We start from the raw sequence: 17650 nt of genomic DNA on the forward strand, positions 1-17650 counted from the left end.
CAGCAGTGCTGTCCCTGCATCCACACTCTTCACCCGCGGCGAGCGCGGTCTGCACCGCATCGCGCGCGCGGCTCGTTTCGAAGCGCATCAGCTCCGTGAACGCGTCGGTGTATTTGCGGTTGATCAGATCGGCTGCGGTGACGTTGAAGCGCTGCATCTCGTCGATCGGAATGTAGATGCGCCCGTGGCGTGCGTCGTTGCCCGTTTCCGCGACGAACTGCGCAAGCATCAGCGCCTCGCCGAGCGGCGCGGCCCAGTTCGAATCCGGTGCGGCGTCGTGGGCGGCAGGCGCCGCGGCGCGTGAAACCAGCGCCGCAAAGCTGCCGCCGACACCGCGCACGTAGCGCCGCAGATTCGGATAGTCGAGATAGCGTGCCTGGTCGAGGTCCATCTCGAAGCCGCCGAGCAGTTCCTGCAATGCCGGATATTCCATCTTCACGTCAGGCAGATACGCAGCCAGCGCCTTCGATACCGGATGCGACGGCGAGCCCCCGGCCAGCGCGGCGATTTCGTTTTGCCACCAGGCGAGCTTCGTGCGGCCGATGGTGGGGTCGCTCGTTTCCTTGACCGTCTCCTCGAATTCGCGGCGCAATGCGAAGAGCGCCGTCAACAGCGGCTGACTGGCCGCGCGCGCCTGGCGAAGCGCATAGTAGGTGCCCGATCCTGGCGGCGCCGCTTTCTGCTGGCAGTATTCGTCGAAATTCACTGGCTTGGCGTGTGAGGAAGGACTGACGGGAAGAGTGCTTGGCGGATGTCGCGGCGCCTTTGCATCGAGCCGAAAATTGTAGCATCGGCGCCGCTCGCGCAGATATCGGCAGGGGCAGACAAGCGCGAATCAATCGGTTAAAATCTCGCGCTTACGCTTTTGGGCGCGCCTTGTGCGTGCTTTTGAGCGAACAGGACAAGCGGGCAAGACGCATCGCGGCGTGCCCGGCTGCGAGGGTGGCGAAATTGGTAGACGCACCAGGTTTAGGTCCTGACGCCCGCAAGGGTGTAGGGGTTCGAGTCCCCTCCCTCGCACCATTTATCTGTAGCGAAAAACCCCGTCAAGTCTTTGGACCGACGGGGTTTTTTGTTTTGCGTTCAGGCTTTTTGTGCCTGGCTTGTCACACGGCCTCTGCCCGCGGTTGCATGCATGCGGGCGCGGGCGCTGTGCCAGGTGGCCGCTGGCGCCGAGCGAGCGCTGCAGGCGCGATTCAGGCGTCCGGCGTTCCCGGCTGCTGCTGCGAGCCTGGCAACTCCGCCTGAGCGGCACCTTCGAGGAAACGGCGCGTCGATTCGAAAGCCTGCAGCATCTGATCCGGCCACGGCGTTTGCAGCATGACTGCCTGATGGTTTTCGAATGCCGACGACAGCAGTTTCGCCAGTTCGGGCGAACGAAGATGACGCAGCACGACGCTGAGCGCGATCGCTGTCGCCTGGCTCGCGCCGGCGGTCTGGAGTTCTGACGCGGTGAGTGCCGCGAGCTGTTTGTTGATGTCCACTGCAACTTCCCTGGATGAAAAAACGAATGAAGGCGCGCTGGCCAAGGCCGGATTCTGACATGCGTGGCCGGTTGTCGCGCGGTGGCGCGTTATGCCCGCGCTTGCACTTGCACTCGCCGCGCGTCGTGCAAGCGCTACTCGCGCGCTAGCATCGCATCGATGACCTTGTCGAGTGCGGTGCCGAACGCGGCTTTCTCGTCGTCGTCGAGACAGGCGAACATATCGCCGTTCCACCTGCGCGCGATCGGCATCACCTTGCGATACAGCGCGCGGCCCTCGGGCGTGAGCGACACCAGCACGACGCGGCCGTCGTCGGCGCTCGGCTGCCGTTGCACGAGCCCCTGGCGGATCAGCGCTTCGGCGGCGCGGCTCGCCTGGCTTTTGTCGAGATTGGCGTGCCGCGCCAGTTCCATGATCGAGAACGGCCCGAACGAGCCCACCGACGCAATCACGCGCGCCTCGGGCAGCGTCACGCCGAGCTTCGCCTGATAGCGCTCGCCGATGCCGCGCTCGGCCAGTTTGGTCAGCACATGCAGACGGTACGTGAGGAACTGCTCGAGCCCGGCTTTAACGGAGTCCTTCATGGTCGTCCCGTAGTGAGTGGAGCGGTCGTGGCGTCGTGATTGTTGCCGCAGCCGTTGCGCGGGTCAACGCACGCCGTATTTCAATCGGGTCAGCTGTTCAGCTTCGTTGGCGAGCAGGCGTGCCGCATCGCGAATCGCCACGTCGAGCGTGATCGGCCCCGGTGCCGGCGAAAAGCAGCCGCTGAAGTGTTCGGCAAGGCGCGGCAACGCGGCGGGATCGACGGCGCCCGAGAGCAGCGTGGCGGGCACACCCGCGGCACGTGCATGGGCGCAGGCGATGAAGGGCGCCTTGCCGTGCAGCGTTTGCACGTCCGAGCGGCCTTCGCCCGTAATTAGCCAGTCGGCGCCCGCGAGCGCGGCATCGAGCCCGAGTTGCCGCGCGACCGTTTCCGCGCCGGGCTCGAACTGCGCGCCGAGCATGTGCAGTGCGAAGCCCAGGCCGCCGGCCGCGCCCGCGCCCGGCTGATCGCGCGCGGTGCGCCCGAGCGCGGCTTCGAGCAGATCGGCAAAACGCGCGAGCGCGGCGTCGATCGGTGCGACCTGTTCCGGTTTGACGCCTTTCTGTGGGCCGAAGACGGCGGTTGCGCCATGCTCGCCGGTCAGCGGATTGTCCACGTCCGACATGCCGACGAAGTTCGTGTCGGCGAGCCGCGCGTCGAGTTGCGAAACGTCGACGCGCGCCACATGGGCGAGCTGTTCGGGCGTACCTTCGAGCTCGTTGTCCTGCGCGTCGAACAGCTTCAGGCCGAGGCCGGTCAGGAGACCCGCGCCGCCGTCGTTCGTGCTGCTGCCGCCCAGCGCCACGAAAAAGCGCCGCACGCCGGCATCGAGCAGCGCGCGAATCGCTTCACCCATGCCGTAGGTGCTGCGCGCCTCGACGGGCACGCCCATTCCCACGGGGTCCGTAATGCCGACGATCTCGGCCGTTTCGACGATCGCGCTGCCGTCCGCGAGCAAGCCCGTAAGCGCTTCACGCAAGGGGCCCGCCGCGCCGCGCACACTCAGCGAGCGGCGTTCGCCGCCGCTCGCGAGCATGGCGTCGAGCGTGCCTTCGCCGCCGTCGGCCATCGGGCAGATGCGCACGCTGGCGTCGGCGCGCGCGCGCTGGATGCCGGATGCAATCGCCTGCGCGACCTGTTCTGCGCTGAGCGAGCCTTTGAATGAATCGGGAGCGATGACGACGACGGGCGAGGGCGACGAGTTCGGCATGGTGTCTCTGAAAAATTTGAGTCGTTGTGAGCAATGGCGCGGCGGGTGAAGCGAGTCGGCGATGGGCAGGCCCAACCGAGGTCGTTAGCTTAGCAGCATGGGCGCGTCGGCTGAATATGTCGAACGGCATAGGCGGAATCGGCCGGAAAGACACGGCAGTCGCATGCGCTCGAACGCAAGTTCGTCAAGCGCTCGCGCACGAGTACGAGGGGCTTGCTCGGCGACATCAGGAGGGCATTCGAAAAACGGCGCCATGCAGGCGAAAAACACCGCGAAATGGCCCACAAAGCGGCCTGAATGCGGGGAAAAATCGATGCAATCATCGAATCCCGGCTAAGCGCGCAAATAGTTTGCTAAAATATTCGGCTCTTTGGACTCAACCGTGCTGCTGGCGGCCTGCAGCCCGCGGCGCAGGCGCGAGATCGATGCAATCGGCGCGAAGCGACATCGAGCAGCGGCACGGAGAAGATATAACTGATTCGCTCGAATAATTTTAGGACGATTGAAGCCATGGCAAACGTTGTTGAAAACCTCGGCAAGCTCGAACGCCGCGTGACGATTTCCCTGCCGAAGGATGCCGTGCAGAAGGAAGTGGATTCGCGTATCCGTCAACTCGCGAAGAACGTGCGCATGCCGGGTTTCCGCCCGGGCAAGGTGCCGCTCAAAATGGTGACGCAACAGTATTCGGGTCAGGTGGAAGCCGAAGTGCTGAGCGACAAGGTCGGCAAGGAATTCTTCGACATCAGCCGCACGGAGAACCTGCGCGTCGCGGGCCAGCCGAGCTTCGCGCCGAAGGCCGAGGCCGTGGAAGGCAGCTACGCGTTCGACGCGACCTTCGAGGTGTATCCGGAAGTGAAGCTGGGCGACGTCGCCGAGGCTGAAATCGAGCGCACCACGACCACGATCAGCGAAGAAGAAATCGACCGCACGCTGGACATCCTGCGCAAGCAGCGCGTGCACTTCCACGCTCGCGGCGAAGCCGGCGAGCACGGCGACGGCGGCGCGGACACGGCGGCTAAAGACGGCGACCGCGTGACGGTCGACTTCGTCGGCAAGCTCGACGGCGAAGCATTCCAGGGCGGCAGCGCCGAAGACTTCGCATTCGTGCTCGGCGAAGGCCGCATGCTGCCGGAGTTCGAAACGGCGGCGCTCGGCCTGAAGGTCGGCGAGGCGAAGGAATTCGACCTGAAGTTCCCGGACGACTACCACGGCAAGGACGTGGCGGGCAAGACGGCGCAATTCACGGTCACGATGAAGAAGATCGAGTGGGCGCACCTGCCGGAAGTCGACGCTGAATTCGCGAAGTCGCTCGGCATCGAAGACGGCGATCTGACCAAGATGCGCACCGAAATCAAGGACAACCTCGAACGCGAAGCGAAGCGTCGCACGCAAGCCATCGTCAAGAACCAGGTGATGGACGCGCTGCTGAAGATCTCGGAACTCGACGTGCCGAACGCGCTGATCGAACAGGATCAGGAGCGCCTCGTGGCGATGGCTCGCCAGGATCTGGAGCAGCGCGGCGTGCCGAACGCGAAGGACGCGCCGATCCCGGCCGCGATGTTCAAGGAGCAGGCAGAGCGTCGCGTCAAGCTGGGCCTCGTGCTGGCCGAACTCGTGAAGGCTAACGAACTGCAGGCGAAGCCGGAGCAGATCCGCGCCGAAGTCGACGAATTCGCGAAAAGCTACGAAGACCCGAAGGAAGTCGTCCGCTGGTATTATTCCAACCAGCAACGTCTTGCTGAAATGGAAGCGTACGTCGTTGAAGCCAACGTCGTCGATTTCGTCCTCGGCAAGGCCAAGGTAACGGACAAGGTGGTGAGCTTCGAAGAACTGGCAAACGCAACGGCGCAAGCTTAAGCGTCGCTGCAACGCGGCGTGCCGGCTGTCGGAGCGACGGCCCGCACGCCGTTTTTTTGTGCTGTGAAGATGCGTAGTGCCGCATGCGATCGCGCGGCGCGCACGCACCGATCGTGCACTTGAATACGGGCTCGTCGCACCAACCTGTCTAGCATCTACATCCAGAATATTTCCAGACAAGGATCCATTGCATGACCTTTCGCGCCCAAATGCTGGACACGTTGACCTCCCAGTCGTCCCGGGATCTCGAAGCGCAGGCACTCGGTCTGGTGCCGATCGTCGTGGAAACGAGCGGCCGGGGCGAGCGCTCGTACGATATCTATTCGCGTCTGCTGAAGGAACGCATCGTGTTCCTCGTGGGCGAAGTGAACGACCAGACGGCCAATCTCGTCGTCGCGCAGATGCTGTTTCTCGAAAGCGAGAATCCGGACAAGGACATCTCGTTCTACATCAACAGCCCCGGCGGCTCCGTGTCGGCGGGTATGGCGATCTACGATACGATGCAATTCATCAAGCCCGACGTGTCGACGCTGTGCATGGGGCTCGCGGCGAGCATGGGCGCGTTCCTGCTGGCAGCCGGCGCGAAGGGTAAGCGCTTTGCGCTGCCGAATTCGCGCGTGATGATTCACCAGCCGCTCGGCGGCGCGCGCGGCCAGGCGTCGGACATCGAAATCCAGGCACGCGAGATTCTGTATTTGAAGGATCGGCTGAATCATCTGCTCGCACACCATACGGGTCAACCCGTGGAGCGCATCGCGCGCGACACGGATCGCGACAATTTCATGTCCGGCGATGATGCGCAAGCCTACGGCCTCGTCGATCAGGTCGCGCACAAGCGTCCTTGATCTGGTACGGTTTTGCCCCGCTGTTTTGTCCAGAATTGGGGCAAAAACGTCATCGGCTCGGTTGTGAAATGGTCCACATCCGTCCGGGCGTCTGCGGCAAACGCCGTTATCTTGCTCACTAGCCCTGTCTTGCCCGAACTGCGAGGCGGGGGCAAACGGCGTATCATGTAATCCGGTGTCCGGAGGCTCACACATCTATGGCGGACAAGAAAGGTTCTAACAGCGAAAAGCTGTTGTATTGCTCGTTTTGCGGCAAGAGCCAGCATGAGGTAAAGAAACTGATTGCTGGCCCGTCGGTGTTCATCTGCGATGAATGTATCGACCTGTGCAACGAGATCATTCGCGACGAAGCGGCGGGTGCGGGAATCGAGGCGGGCTTGTCGAAGTCCGACCTGCCGACTCCGCAGGAAATTCGCGAAATTCTCGATCAATACGTGATCGGCCAGGAGCGCGCGAAGAAGATTCTCGCCGTCGCGGTCTACAACCACTACAAGCGTCTCAAGCATCTCGACAAGAAAGACGAGATCGAACTCTCGAAGAGCAACATCTTGCTGATTGGCCCGACCGGCTCCGGCAAGACGCTGCTCGCGCAGACGCTGGCACGCCTTCTGAACGTCCCGTTCGTGATTGCCGACGCAACCACGCTGACGGAGGCCGGCTACGTCGGCGAAGACGTCGAGAACATCATTCAGAAGCTGCTGCAAAACTGCAATTACGAAGTGGACAAGGCGCAGCGCGGCATTGTCTACATCGACGAAATCGACAAGATCAGCCGCAAGTCCGACAACCCGTCCATCACGCGCGACGTGTCGGGCGAGGGCGTGCAGCAGGCTCTGCTGAAGCTGGTCGAAGGCACGATGGCATCGGTGCCGCCGCAAGGTGGTCGTAAGCATCCGAACCAGGACTTCATCCAGGTCGACACGACGAACATTCTGTTCATCTGCGGCGGCGCGTTCGACGGCCTCGAGAAGGTCATTGTCGATCGCACCGAGAAGACCGGCATCGGCTTCGGCGCCAGCGTGAAGAGCAAGCAGGACCGCGACGCCGGCGAAGTGCTGCGCGAAGTGGAACCGGAAGACCTGATCAAGTTCGGTCTGATTCCCGAGCTGATCGGCCGTCTGCCGGTGGTTGCCACGCTCGGCAAGCTCGACGAAGCGGCGCTGATGAAAATTCTCGTCGAACCGAAGAACGCGCTGGTCAAGCAGTATCACAAGCTCTTCAACATGGAGCGTGTCGAACTCGAGATCCGGCCCGCCGCGCTGCAGGCCGTGGCGCGCAAGGCGATCCGCCGCAAGACGGGCGCGCGGGGTCTGCGCTCCATTCTGGAACAGGCGTTGCTCGACGTGATGTACGACCTGCCGCAAATGAAAGGCGTCAGCAAGGTCATCATCGACGACAACGTCATCGATGGCGACGGCAAACCGCTGCTGATTTACGAAGACGCGCCGAAGGTCGCGGGTTCGAACTGATCGGCTTTAGAGTTCTGCAAAAAGGCCGTTCATGGCGACGTGAACGGCTTTTTCGTTTATCGTGTGGTCAGGCTGATTGTTTTCACTATGGAGTCATTGAATCTTCGGAGTCTCTGAACTTTTCCCACACGCGAAGGCTTGCAATATTTTCTGCTGGCCTCACCTATCGAACGAACTGATTCCACTCATGGGGAAATGAAATGTCAGGAACCCAACTCCTCCCGCCGGAACGCATTACGCTGCCGCTGCTCCCGCTGCGCGACGTAGTCGTTTTCCCGCACATGGTGATTCCGCTCTTCGTAGGCCGCCCGAAGTCGATCAAGGCTCTCGAAGCAGCGATGGAAGGCGGCAAGCACATCATGCTCGTTGCCCAGAAAACGGCTGCGAAAGACGAGCCGACCGAAAAGGACATGTACGAAGTAGGGTGTGTTGCCAACATCCTGCAGATGTTGAAGCTGCCCGACGGCACCGTGAAGGTGCTCGTCGAAGGCTTGCAGCGCGCGAAGACGCTTTCCATCGAAGAGCAGGAAACGCAATTCTCGTGCGAAGTCATGCCGCTCGAACCCGACCACGCCGACAGCGCTGAAACCGAAGCGCTGCGCCGCGCGATCGTGTCGCAGTTCGACCAGTATGTGAAGCTGAACAAGAAGATCCCGCCGGAGATCCTGACCTCGCTGTCGGGCATCGACGAGGCCGGGCGTCTCGCCGACACGATCGCGGCGCATCTGCCGCTCAAGCTCGACCAGAAGCAGCACATCCTCGAGATGTTCCCGGTGATCGAGCGGCTCGAGCATCTGCTCGCGCAACTCGAAGCCGAGATCGACATCCTGCAGGTCGAAAAGCGCATCCGCGGGCGCGTGAAGCGTCAGATGGAGAAGAGCCAGCGCGAGTACTACCTGAACGAACAGGTCAAGGCGATCCAGAAGGAACTCGGCGAAGGCGAGGAAGGTGCGGACCTCGAAGAACTCGAGAAACGCATCACGGCCGCGCGCATGCCGAAGGAAGCGAAGAAGAAGGCCGACGCCGAGCTGAAGAAGCTCAAGCTGATGTCGCCGATGTCGGCGGAAGCGACCGTCGTGCGCAACTATATCGACACGCTGATCGGCTTGCCGTGGCGCAAGAAGAGCAAGGTCAACAACGACCTCTCGAATGCAGAACGCGTGCTCGACGAAGACCACTTCGGTCTCGAGAAGGTGAAGGAACGCATTCTCGAATATCTCGCGGTCCAGCAACGTGTCGACAAGGTCAAGGCGCCGATCCTGTGCCTCGTCGGGCCCCCGGGCGTGGGCAAGACTTCGCTCGGCCAGTCGATCGCGCGCGCGACGAACCGCAAGTTCGTGCGCATGGCGTTGGGCGGCGTGCGTGACGAAGCCGAGATTCGTGGCCATCGTCGTACGTACATCGGCTCGATGCCGGGCAAGATCCTGCAGAGCCTGACCAAGGTCGGCGTGCGCAATCCGCTCTTCCTGCTCGACGAAGTCGACAAGATGGGCCAGGATTTCCGCGGCGATCCGTCGTCGGCGCTGCTCGAAGTGCTCGATCCGGAACAGAACCACACGTTCGCCGATCACTACGTCGAGGTCGACTTCGATCTGTCGGACGTGATGTTCGTGGCGACGTCGAACTCGCTGAACATTCCGCCGCCGCTGCTCGACCGGATGGAAGTGATCCGTCTGTCGGGTTATACGGAAGACGAGAAAGTCAGCATCGCGCAGCGTTACCTGTTGCCGAAGCAGAAGAAGAACAACGGTCTCAAGGATGGGGAGATCGAAGTGACGGAAACCGCGATCCGCGACATCATTCGCTACTACACGCGTGAAGCGGGCGTGCGTTCGCTCGAGCGTGAAGTGTCGAAGATCTGCCGCAAGGTCGTGAAGATGCTTCTGCTGAAGAAGGCCGAAGGCGCGGTGAAGGTCGACGGCAGTAACCTCGACACCTTCCTCGGCGTGCGCAAGTACGACTTCGGTCTGGCCGCGAAGGAAAATCAGGTGGGCCAGGTCACGGGTCTCGCGTGGACGGAAGTGGGCGGCGATCTGCTGACCATCGAAGCCGCAGTGATGCCGGGCAAGGGCAATGTGATCCGCACGGGTTCGCTCGGCGACGTGATGAAGGAATCCGTCGAAGCGGCGCGCTCGGTCGTGCGTTCGCGTTCGCGTCGTCTTGGCATCAAGGACGAAGCGTTCGAGAAGCAGGACATTCACATCCACGTGCCGGAAGGCGCGACGCCGAAAGATGGTCCTTCGGCCGGTATCGCGATGACGACCGCGCTGGTGTCGGTGCTGACCGGTATTCCGGTGCGTGCCGATGTCGCGATGACGGGTGAAATCACGTTGCGTGGCGAAGTTCTGCCGATCGGCGGCCTGAAGGAGAAGCTGCTCGCGGCGCATCGCGGCGGCATCAAGCTCGTGCTGATTCCGGAGGAGAACGTCAAGGACTTGACCGAGATTCCGGACAACGTGAAGAACGCGATCGAAATCGTGCCGGTCCGCTGGATTGACAAGGTGCTCGAACTGGCGCTCGAACGTGTGCCGCAACCGTTGCCAGAAGAAGAGCCGAAGCCGGCAGCGCCTGTCGCCGCCGAGCCAGGCAAGGATTCCGCAACGGAAGTCGTGAAGCACTGACGCTCGCGAGAACGCGCTAAAGCATTCGGTTGCGAAGTGCTCGGCTGAAGCAAAAAACCCGCGGTTACGGCCGCGGGTTTTTTATTGCCTGCGCGAAGTTCATAAAGTCCCGTGAGTGTCTTGCACGCTCACCTCAAAGAGACGCTGAAAGCGCGAACAGCGATTCATCGCAAACACGCACGCCATCGAACCAGCCGTCGCAATATCGGCTGATCGAAAAGCCCTTCCCAAACAGCGCTCATCCGGCTCAACCCCGCTTGACACGAGGGTTTCGGCTAATTCTAATGAGCCGGCCAGGCATTGCCGCCGGTCGCGTGAAGCAGGCGCTGGAAAGCGCCATCACGATTCCATACACATTCTCGGGGGACAGGAATGAACAAGACGGAATTGATCGATCACATTGCGCAGCAGGCCGATATTTCGAAAGCTGCGGCAGGCCGTGCACTCGATGCCGTGATTACCGGCGTCAAAGGTACGTTGAAGAAGGGCGATTCGGTGACGCTGGTCGGTTTTGGCACGTTCGCAGTCGGCAGGCGTATTGCGCGCACCGGTCGGAATCCGCGCACTGGCGCCGAGATCAACATCAAGGCCGCGAAAGTTCCCAAATTTAGGCCTGGCAAAGCGCTGAAGGATGCGCTAAACTAACGGGCTTGCTGCTTGAGGAATCACCTGAAATAGGTTGCTTGATCGGATCGCGGATCGGGCGCGTAAATCGGCATAACATCGGCAGCAAGGAATGAAGCACTGAATCACGAAACGGGTGCTTAGCTCAGTTGGTAGAGCGGCGCCCTTACAAGGCGTAGGTCGGGAGTTCGAGCCTCTCAGCACCCACCAGTTTCATGATTCGGCAGCCGTATTTCAGGCAGCGAATGCAGCAAAAGCGCAGTATAAGGAGTGGTAGTTCAGTCGGTTAGAATACCGGCCTGTCACGCCGGGGGTCGCGGGTTCGAGTCCCGTCCACTCCGCCAGTATCCACGAAAGGCGAACTCCGGTTCGCCTTTTTTATTGCCCGCTGTTGTAAGATCGGGCGTTCTGTTTTTGGCACCCCTCACGCATGCTCGATTTCTTCCGCAACCACCAACGCCTGATGATGTTCATGCTCGTCCTCGTCATTCTGCCGGGGCTGGGTTTTGTGGGTATTCAGGGCTTCCGCGGCTTCTTTGACGAGAGCACGAACGTCGCAAGCGTCAACGGTCACAAGATCACTCGCGTGGAGTACGACGACGCGATGCGTCAGCAGCTCGACCGCGCGCGTCAGATGCTCGGCGCGCAGTTCGACATGAAGGCGTTCGATACGCCGGAGCGCCGTCGCGAGATGCTCGACGGCATGATCGAGCAGCGCGTGCTAGCCGACGAAACGCAGCGCCTGCACCTGACCGCATCGGATGAAGCCGTGCGCCGCGCGTTGCTGGCCGACCCGGTGATTTCGTCGCTGAAGAATCCCGACGGCTCGATCGACCTCGACCGCTACAAGCAACTGCTCGCGATGCAGGGCATGACGCCCGACCAGTACGACGAGCGCGTGCGCTACAGCCTGTCGATGCAGCAGCTGCCCGCGAGCATTCAGGCAAGCTCGTTCACCTCGAAGACGCTCGCGCAGCATCTGACCGAGCTGGCCGAGCAGCAGCGTGAAGTGCAGGGCATCGCGTTCCATCCGCGTGACTATGCCGCGCAGATCCAGCCGACCGACGCGCAACTGCAGGCGTATTACGACGCGCATCGTAACGATTTCGCGACGCCGGCCACCTCGACGATCCAGTACATCGTGATGTCGCCGGCCGCGCTCAGCGCATCGGCACAACCGAGCGACGCGGACCTGAAGAAATACTACGACGACAACATCGCGCACTTCCGCACCGAAGGCGAAGTGCGTGCGAGCCATATCCTGATCGCGGCGCCGAAAGACGCGAGCGCGGCCGACAAGGCCAAGGCGAAGCAGAAGGCCGAAGAGTTGCTCGCGCAAGTCAAGGCGCATCCGGACCAGTTCGCGCAGATCGCCCAACAGAACTCGCAGGACCCGGGCTCGGCAGCGAAGGGCGGCGATCTCGGCTACTTCGGCCGCGGCATGATCGCGGGTGGCCAGGCGTTCGACGATGCGGTGTTCGCGCTGAAGAAAGACGAGATCAGCGGCATCGTGCAGACCGATTTCGGTTTCCACATCGTCAAGGTGACGGACGTGAAGCCGGCGGTCACGAAGCCGTTCGACGAAGTGAAGGACCAGATCGCCGGCGAGCTGAAGACGCAACTGGCGGCCAAGGCGTTCACCGATAACTCGGAAGGCTTCACGTCGCTCGTCTACGAAAAGGCGAAGAGCCTGCAGCCGGCCGCCGACAAGTACAAGCTGCAGGTACAGACCGCGACGGTCACGCCGCAGCCGGACCCGAAGCTGCCGCCCGACAGCCCGCTGAACAACGCGAAGTTCCTCGCAGCCGTGTTCGCGAGCGATTCGGTGTCCGCACACAACAACACACAGGCGATCGACGTCGGCGGCAACACGCTGATCGCCGCGCACGTCACCGACTACAAGCCCGCCGCGGTGCCGGCATTCGATGTCGTCAAGGATGCGGTGCGCCAGAAGGTGATCGCGGTCCAGTCGAACGAGGCCGCGCACAAGGACGGCGCCGCGAAGCTGGCCGAGTTCGAGAAGTCGAAGACGACGGCGGGTTTCTCCTCGCCGCTGAAGGTGTCGCGCAACGACTCGCAGGGCGTGCCGCCCGCCGCACTGAGTGCAATCTACAAGGCGGATGCGCAGAAATTGCCGGCCTACGTCGGTGTCGATCTCGGCGACGATGGCTATGCGATCTATCGCGTCAACCAGGTCGTGGCCGCCGCGCCGGCCGATCCGCAGCGTCTTGCCGCGGCGCAGCAGCAGATCGCGCAGATCGACGCGCAGTCGCAGTCGGAAGCCTTCGTGAAGGCGCTGCGCGAGCGCTCGAAGGTGAAGTACTACGGCTCGCTCGACAGCAGCGCGCAGACGGGCGACCAGTAAGCGGCGCTCGCCAGGGCAGAGCAAAACGAAGCACAGCAAAGCGCCCCGCAGCGTTTTGCACCTACGAAAAAGCCCCGCAATCGCGGGGCTTTTTCATTGGCCGATAGCGCTGGAAGCATGCACGGTGAGTCACGCAACGCGCGGCCTCATCCCCGCTTCATAGCGTCACCTCACAGCCTTACCTCACAAACATCCGCTGATCGCGCCGGTGGCCTCGCTGCCGGCCGCGCCATTGGAGCGGAAACCGACCCACGTGCCCTTGCCGCTGTACGACGGACGCACCACCGCGGCCGCGCCGTTAGGCGGCTGCTGGCCCGGCACGTAGACGTCCACGGCCTGGTCGTTGGCGAGGGTGTTCTGCGAGACCACCTGTTGTTGCGAAGCGTCCGCCCATTTCTGCGCGATGCAGCTGGCGACGGCGCCGGGCGGCTGCTGGCTTTGGCCGACGGATTGAACGCCGGCCGGCGGTTGGGCGGCACAGGCCGAAAGGGCAACGGTCAAAGCGATTAACGGTAGATATTTCACGTTATCTCCTCAGGAGTCGCTCGGGAAGCGAGCCGGGTCGCACGGGATTGCGGGAGTATCGGGACGACTCCGGCGATCCGTGTTCCCCAAGTTCCGGAAACAAGTCGTTGGCAGTTTTCAGTGCGGCGAACTTGTGCGAAGGAGTGGCTTGACAGCGGGCCACACGTTGTTGAGTAGCAGGGGCTGTGCCTGCACCGCCGGATGAATCTGGTCGGCCTGGAACATCTCCGGTTTGTCCGCGATGCCGGCGAGCAAAAACGGCACGAGCGGCACGTTAAACTCCTTCGACAATTGGCCGTACAGACCATGGAACTTCTGCGTGTAGTCGGGGCCGTAATTGGGTGGGACGTACATGCCGATCAGCACGACCTTCGCGTGACCCTGCTGCGCCTGTTCGATGATCGTGCGCAGGTTGTCCGCGGTCGTGGAGAGCGGCACGCCGCGCAAGGCGTCGTTGGCGCCGAGCTCGACGATCACGATGCTCGGCTTCAGACGCAGCATCAGCTCGGGCATGCGCGCCCGTCCACCGCTCGTGGTGTCGCCGCTGATGCTTGCATTGGCAACGCTATAATCGATGCGCTTTTCGGCGAGCCGCTGGCGCATCAACGCAACCCAGCCCGTGTCGCGAGGCAGGCCGTATTCGGCGGAGATGCTGTCGCCGAGCACGACGATCACGGGCTTCGCGGGTTCCGGCGCATTGGCCGCATGCGCCGGCGAGGACATCGAAAACACGGCGGCAGCCATCAGGGTCGCGCCGAATGCCGCAGTCAGCGCCGCGGCGCGAGGGGCGATGGCGCGCACTTTCAACCTACGCTTCACCATGCCAAACAGAACTGATCCAGTCATTGAAGTGCGGGGTTTGTGCAAGAGGGTTAAGGATGCGACGGGCGAACTGACGATTCTCGACGACATCGATCTTGCCATCGACGCCGGCAGCAGCGTGGCGATCGTCGGTGCATCCGGCTCGGGCAAGTCTACGCTGCTCGGCTTGCTCGCGGGATTGGACAGCGCGAGTTCGGGCTCGGTTCGGCTGCTTGGCCGCGAACTCACCGAATTGAGCGAGGACGAGCGCGCCGCGCTGCGCAGCGGCTCGGTCGGTTTCGTGTTCCAGTCATTCCAGTTGATGCCGCATCTGACCGCGCTCGAAAACGTCACGTTGCCGCTCGAACTGCAAGGCGGCATCGGCACGCGCGAGGCCGCGGCGCGTGCGCGTCATCTGCTCGAACAGGTAGGGCTCGGGCAGCGTACCGGTCATTATCCGAAGCTCCTGTCGGGCGGCGAGCAGCAGCGCGTCGCGCTCGCGCGCGCGTTCGTCACGCATCCGGCCATCCTGTTCGCCGACGAACCGACCGGCAGCCTCGACGCCGCCACCGGCCACGCGGTGATCGATCTGATGTTCGAGATGAATCGCGCGAACGGCGCGACGCTCGTGCTCGTCACGCACGACATCGAACTCGCGCGCCGTTGCGACACGACGGTGACGATCGAGGCGGGGCGGCTGGCGTGAGCCGCGCATCGGCGTAACCGGACCCGAAGGCGGTCGATGCAAAAACAAAGCGGGCTATAGCAGCCCGCTTTGTTATTCCGCTTCAGGACGTGTATCCGCTTCGCGGCGCGTGGCCCGAGCGCATGATGTTCGCACTCGCACTCGCACTCGCACTCGAACCCGCACCGAACCCCACGCCATCCACGCCCGATACTTCAGCGTTTCAACGCCGCGCGCGCCCGTGCGATCAACGCCGACGTCGACGAATCATGCTGCTTCACGTCGGCGCTCGCCGCGCCCAGATCGGCCTCGACGACCTTGCCGAGAATCTTGCCCAGCTCGACGCCCCACTGATCGAACGGATTGATGTTCCACACCGAGGCCTGCACGAGCACCTTATGCTCGTAGAGCGCGATCAACGCGCCGAGCGTGCGCGCGGTGAGCGCATCGACGAGCAGCGTCGCGGTCGGACGGTTGCCGGGGAACGTGAGGTGCGGCGCGAGTTCGGGCTTGTCCGGGCCGGCCACCTTCTTCGCTTCGTCGAGCGTACGGCCGAGCATCAGCGCTTCGCTCTGCGCGAAGCAGTTCGCGAGCAGTTTCGGATGATGGCTCGCAAGCGGATGCTCGGGCGTCAACACCGCGATGAAATCGATCGGCACGATCGTCGGGCCCTGGTGCAGCATCTGGAAGAACGCGTGCTGACCGTTCGTGCCCGGCTCGCCCCACGTGACGGCCGAGGTCGGATAGTCGACCATCGCGCCGTCGAGCCGCGCGGACTTGCCGTTGCTTTCCATTTCGAGCTGCTGCAGATACGAGGGCAGGAAATGCAGCGCTTCCGAATACGGCGCAACGAGATAGCTTTGCGAGCCGAAGAAGTTGCGATACCAGATGCCGATCATGCCGAGCAGCACCGGCAGGTTCTTTTCGAGCGGCGCGCTGCGGAAATGCTGGTCCATCTCGTTGGCGCCGGCGAGCAGTTCGTCGAACTGCCGCGGGCCGACCGCGATCATGATCGACAGACCCACGGCCGACCACAGCGAATAGCGGCCGCCGACCCAGTCCCACATCGAGAACACGTTCTCTTTCGCAATGCCGAACCTGACCACTTCCGCCGTATTGGCCGACACGCCGACGAAATGCTTTGCGAGCGCGCTTTCCGGGCAGCCTTTCTCGACGAACCAGTCGCGCAGCGAGCGCGCGTTGGTCATCGTTTCGAGCGTCGTGAAGGTCTTGGAGACGATGATCGCGAGCGTTTCTTCGGGATCGATCTGCTGCATCACGTTGTAGAGATCGGCGCCGTCGACGTTCGACACGAAGTGCGTGTCGATCTCGGGCGTCGCGAGATGATGCAGCGCGTGCACGACCATCTTCGGTCCGAGGTCCGAGCCGCCGATGCCGATGTTCACGACGTGGCGAATCCGCTTGCCGGTATAGCCGGTCCACTGGCCGTTGCGCACCTGTTCGGCGAACGCGGCCATTTTGGCGCGCTCGGCCTGTACCTCGGCGAAGAACGGCGCGTTCGGATCGGTGGCGCGCAAGGCGGTGTGCAGCGCGGCGCGGCCTTCGGTCGGGTTCACCGCCTCGCCCGCGAACATCGCGTCGCGGCGCTTTTCGACGCCGGCTTCGCGCGCGAGCTGCACGAGCAGCTTCAGGGTTTCGTCGGTGATGCGGTGTTTCGAGAAATCGGCCGCGAGACCGCCGCCGCCGAACGTGAAGCGCTCGGCGCGAGTGGGGGCGGGATCGTTCTCGGGGGCGAACCAGTCGCGCAGATGCGCATCGCGAATCTTCTCGTAATGCGTCTGCAGCGAGGACCAGGAGGGGAGCGAGTTCTGGGTCATAGCGTCCGTCTAACCAAGGGGCACGAGGAAAAGGCGCGCGCCTGAAGCGCGGCCGAGAGTGATGCGGCGATGCAGTCAGAGCAATGCCGCGCGGCCGGGTTCGTCGGGTGAGGGCGGCGGCCAGTGTGCGGTCAATGCCCGTCAGCCTTGCAAGCTCGCGAATTGCGTGGATTGCATGAATCTCGCGAAAGTGCGATGCATGCGAGCGCTGAATTTCGTCACCCTGCGCGATCGATCCGGCACACGGCGCAGACAGCCAGTATAGCGGGGATGCGTGACGGGCTGCAGTGCCTTGAGCGCGAACGCAAAGGTTGGGATGAGTGGTGCGGGCGCTGGTGTAAAGGCTGGGGTGAAAACGCCCAAAGCGAAGGCTCAAAGCGAAAACCGGTCGCCAGCGCTCGACGCGACAGACTTGCGATCGGTCAGCGCAATTCCGGCACACACGATCTCCGCATGAAGCGCACATCGCTCGCGCTTCATGCCCGATTCACGCCCGCTTTATGCCCGCCTCATGTTCCCATCACGCAACCGTCGGCGGATAGAACAACCGGTTGATCAATTCGCGCACCATCGGCGCGAGTTCGCCGGCCGTCAGACCCGCGGGGCCGCGGCCTTGCGCGGTCAGCATGTCGGCGGCGAGGCCGTGCAGATAGACGCCCGCGAGCGCCGCTTCATAGCGCGGCAGATGCTGTGCCAGCAAGGCGCCGATGATGCCGCCGAGCACGTCGCCGGTGCCGCCCGAC

Annotated in this window: 15 protein-coding genes and 3 tRNA genes; 10 read left to right on the forward strand and 8 right to left on the reverse strand. The window is 62.9% G+C overall.

What is annotated here, in order from left to right; all coding sequences use genetic code 11:
- Nucleotides 1-706, reverse strand: a 706-nt coding sequence (locus GXB81_RS26790; protein ID WP_205990781.1) for a squalene/phytoene synthase family protein, incomplete at its 3' end; no start/stop codon positions are given.
- Between the two features lie 230 nt (nt 707-936).
- On the opposite strand from GXB81_RS26790, the gene GXB81_RS26795 reads away from it, so the two are divergent.
- A tRNA-Leu gene (locus GXB81_RS26795) sits at nt 937-1023 on the forward strand.
- Between the two features lie 173 nt (nt 1024-1196).
- Here GXB81_RS26795 and GXB81_RS26800 read toward each other — a convergent pair.
- The 3 genes from GXB81_RS26800 to GXB81_RS26810 form a co-directional block, all read right to left on the reverse strand.
- Entirely contained in the window at nt 1197-1484 is a 288-nt protein-coding gene (locus GXB81_RS26800; RefSeq protein ID WP_167038285.1) for a hypothetical protein, read from the reverse strand.
- A 134-nt stretch (nt 1485-1618) separates the two neighbouring features.
- Complete coding sequence (locus tag GXB81_RS26805; RefSeq protein WP_167038283.1) at nt 1619-2068, reverse strand: MarR family transcriptional regulator; 450 nt, start codon at nt 2066-2068, stop codon at nt 1619-1621.
- A gap of 63 nt (nt 2069-2131) precedes the next feature.
- Nucleotides 2132-3277 carry a glycerate kinase gene (locus GXB81_RS26810; protein ID WP_205990782.1) on the reverse strand — a complete coding sequence of 382 codons (1146 nt, stop codon included), beginning with the start codon at nt 3275-3277 and terminating at the stop codon, nt 2132-2134.
- Nucleotides 3278-3787: 510 nt separating this feature from the next.
- Between GXB81_RS26810 and tig the strand changes: the two genes are divergently transcribed.
- The 8 genes from tig (at nt 3788) to GXB81_RS26850 (ending at nt 13058) form a co-directional block, all read left to right on the forward strand.
- Nucleotides 3788-5134, forward strand: coding sequence for a trigger factor (gene tig, locus GXB81_RS26815; RefSeq protein ID WP_167038279.1), 1347 nt, complete (start codon nt 3788-3790; stop codon nt 5132-5134).
- Nucleotides 5135-5325: 191 nt separating this feature from the next.
- The gene (clpP, locus tag GXB81_RS26820) at nt 5326-5979 is read left to right on the forward strand and encodes an ATP-dependent Clp endopeptidase proteolytic subunit ClpP (RefSeq protein ID WP_167038277.1); all 654 of its coding nucleotides are present in this window, start codon (nt 5326-5328) and stop codon (nt 5977-5979) included.
- Nucleotides 5980-6176: 197 nt separating this feature from the next.
- A complete protein-coding gene (gene clpX / locus GXB81_RS26825) occupies nt 6177-7448 on the forward strand; it encodes an ATP-dependent Clp protease ATP-binding subunit ClpX (protein ID WP_085481416.1) in 1272 nt (423 codons plus the stop codon).
- Nucleotides 7449-7648: 200 nt separating this feature from the next.
- Nucleotides 7649-10069 (forward strand): endopeptidase La, encoded by a 2421-nt coding sequence (gene lon / locus GXB81_RS26830; RefSeq protein WP_167038274.1) that lies wholly within the window; start codon nt 7649-7651, stop codon nt 10067-10069.
- Nucleotides 10070-10441: 372 nt separating this feature from the next.
- On the forward strand, nt 10442-10714 hold the full coding sequence (locus GXB81_RS26835; protein WP_167038272.1) for an HU family DNA-binding protein: 273 nt from the start codon (nt 10442-10444) through the stop codon (nt 10712-10714).
- 113 nt (nt 10715-10827) lie between these two features.
- Nucleotides 10828-10903 (forward strand) — tRNA-Val (locus tag GXB81_RS26840).
- 57 nt (nt 10904-10960) lie between these two features.
- Nucleotides 10961-11037: transfer RNA gene (locus tag GXB81_RS26845), tRNA-Asp, on the forward strand.
- Between the two features lie 86 nt (nt 11038-11123).
- Nucleotides 11124-13058 carry a SurA N-terminal domain-containing protein gene (locus GXB81_RS26850; protein WP_205990783.1) on the forward strand — a complete coding sequence of 645 codons (1935 nt, stop codon included), beginning with the start codon at nt 11124-11126 and terminating at the stop codon, nt 13056-13058.
- Nucleotides 13059-13241: 183 nt separating this feature from the next.
- Here GXB81_RS26850 and GXB81_RS26855 read toward each other — a convergent pair whose 3' ends face one another.
- Together GXB81_RS26855 and GXB81_RS26860 are read right to left on the reverse strand one after the other, a co-directional pair.
- Nucleotides 13242-13583: a hypothetical protein gene (locus tag GXB81_RS26855; RefSeq protein WP_167282886.1), complete on the reverse strand. Its 342-nt coding sequence runs from the start codon at nt 13581-13583 to the stop codon at nt 13242-13244.
- Between the two features lie 117 nt (nt 13584-13700).
- Nucleotides 13701-14405, reverse strand: coding sequence for an arylesterase (locus tag GXB81_RS26860; protein ID WP_167282885.1), 705 nt, complete (start codon nt 14403-14405; stop codon nt 13701-13703).
- Here GXB81_RS26860 and GXB81_RS26865 point away from each other — a divergent pair.
- Nucleotides 14404-15090 (forward strand): ABC transporter ATP-binding protein, encoded by a 687-nt coding sequence (locus GXB81_RS26865; protein WP_167038264.1) that lies wholly within the window; start codon nt 14404-14406, stop codon nt 15088-15090. The genes GXB81_RS26860 and GXB81_RS26865 overlap by 2 nt on opposite strands.
- A 194-nt stretch (nt 15091-15284) precedes the next feature.
- Here the strand turns inward: GXB81_RS26865 and pgi are convergent, their stop codons facing one another.
- Nucleotides 15285-16907: a glucose-6-phosphate isomerase gene (gene pgi / locus GXB81_RS26870; RefSeq protein WP_167038262.1), complete on the reverse strand. Its 1623-nt coding sequence runs from the start codon at nt 16905-16907 to the stop codon at nt 15285-15287.
- A gap of 520 nt (nt 16908-17427) precedes the next feature.
- Nucleotides 17428-17650 (reverse strand): NAD(P)H-hydrate dehydratase (locus GXB81_RS26875; protein WP_277396809.1); only part of this gene is annotated, 223 nt, incomplete at its 5' end.

Origin of the sequence: Paraburkholderia sp. Ac-20336, from assembly GCF_017105025.1 — a bacterium.
GTDB lineage: Bacteria > Pseudomonadota > Gammaproteobacteria > Burkholderiales > Burkholderiaceae > Paraburkholderia.

What these genes read in the sequence shown, in the direction of transcription:
- clpP (WP_167038277.1), top strand. Translation starts at nt 5,326, where the DNA reads ATGACCTTTCGCGCCCAAATGCTGGACACGTTGACCTCCCAGTCGTCC.
- GXB81_RS26850 (WP_205990783.1), top strand. Translation starts at nt 11,124, where the DNA reads ATGCTCGATTTCTTCCGCAACCACCAACGCCTGATGATGTTCATGCTC.
- tig (WP_167038279.1), top strand. Translation starts at nt 3,788, where the DNA reads ATGGCAAACGTTGTTGAAAACCTCGGCAAGCTCGAACGCCGCGTGACG.
- GXB81_RS26810 (WP_205990782.1), bottom strand. Translation starts at nt 3,277, where the DNA reads ATGCCGAACTCGTCGCCCTCGCCCGTCGTCGTCATCGCTCCCGATTCA.
- clpX (WP_085481416.1), top strand. Translation starts at nt 6,177, where the DNA reads ATGGCGGACAAGAAAGGTTCTAACAGCGAAAAGCTGTTGTATTGCTCG.
- GXB81_RS26865 (WP_167038264.1), top strand. Translation starts at nt 14,404, where the DNA reads ATGCCAAACAGAACTGATCCAGTCATTGAAGTGCGGGGTTTGTGCAAG.
- GXB81_RS26805 (WP_167038283.1), bottom strand. Translation starts at nt 2,068, where the DNA reads ATGAAGGACTCCGTTAAAGCCGGGCTCGAGCAGTTCCTCACGTACCGT.
- GXB81_RS26835 (WP_167038272.1), top strand. Translation starts at nt 10,442, where the DNA reads ATGAACAAGACGGAATTGATCGATCACATTGCGCAGCAGGCCGATATT.
- GXB81_RS26860 (WP_167282885.1), bottom strand. Translation starts at nt 14,405, where the DNA reads ATGGTGAAGCGTAGGTTGAAAGTGCGCGCCATCGCCCCTCGCGCCGCG.
- lon (WP_167038274.1), top strand. Translation starts at nt 7,649, where the DNA reads ATGTCAGGAACCCAACTCCTCCCGCCGGAACGCATTACGCTGCCGCTG.
- pgi (WP_167038262.1), bottom strand. Translation starts at nt 16,907, where the DNA reads ATGACCCAGAACTCGCTCCCCTCCTGGTCCTCGCTGCAGACGCATTAC.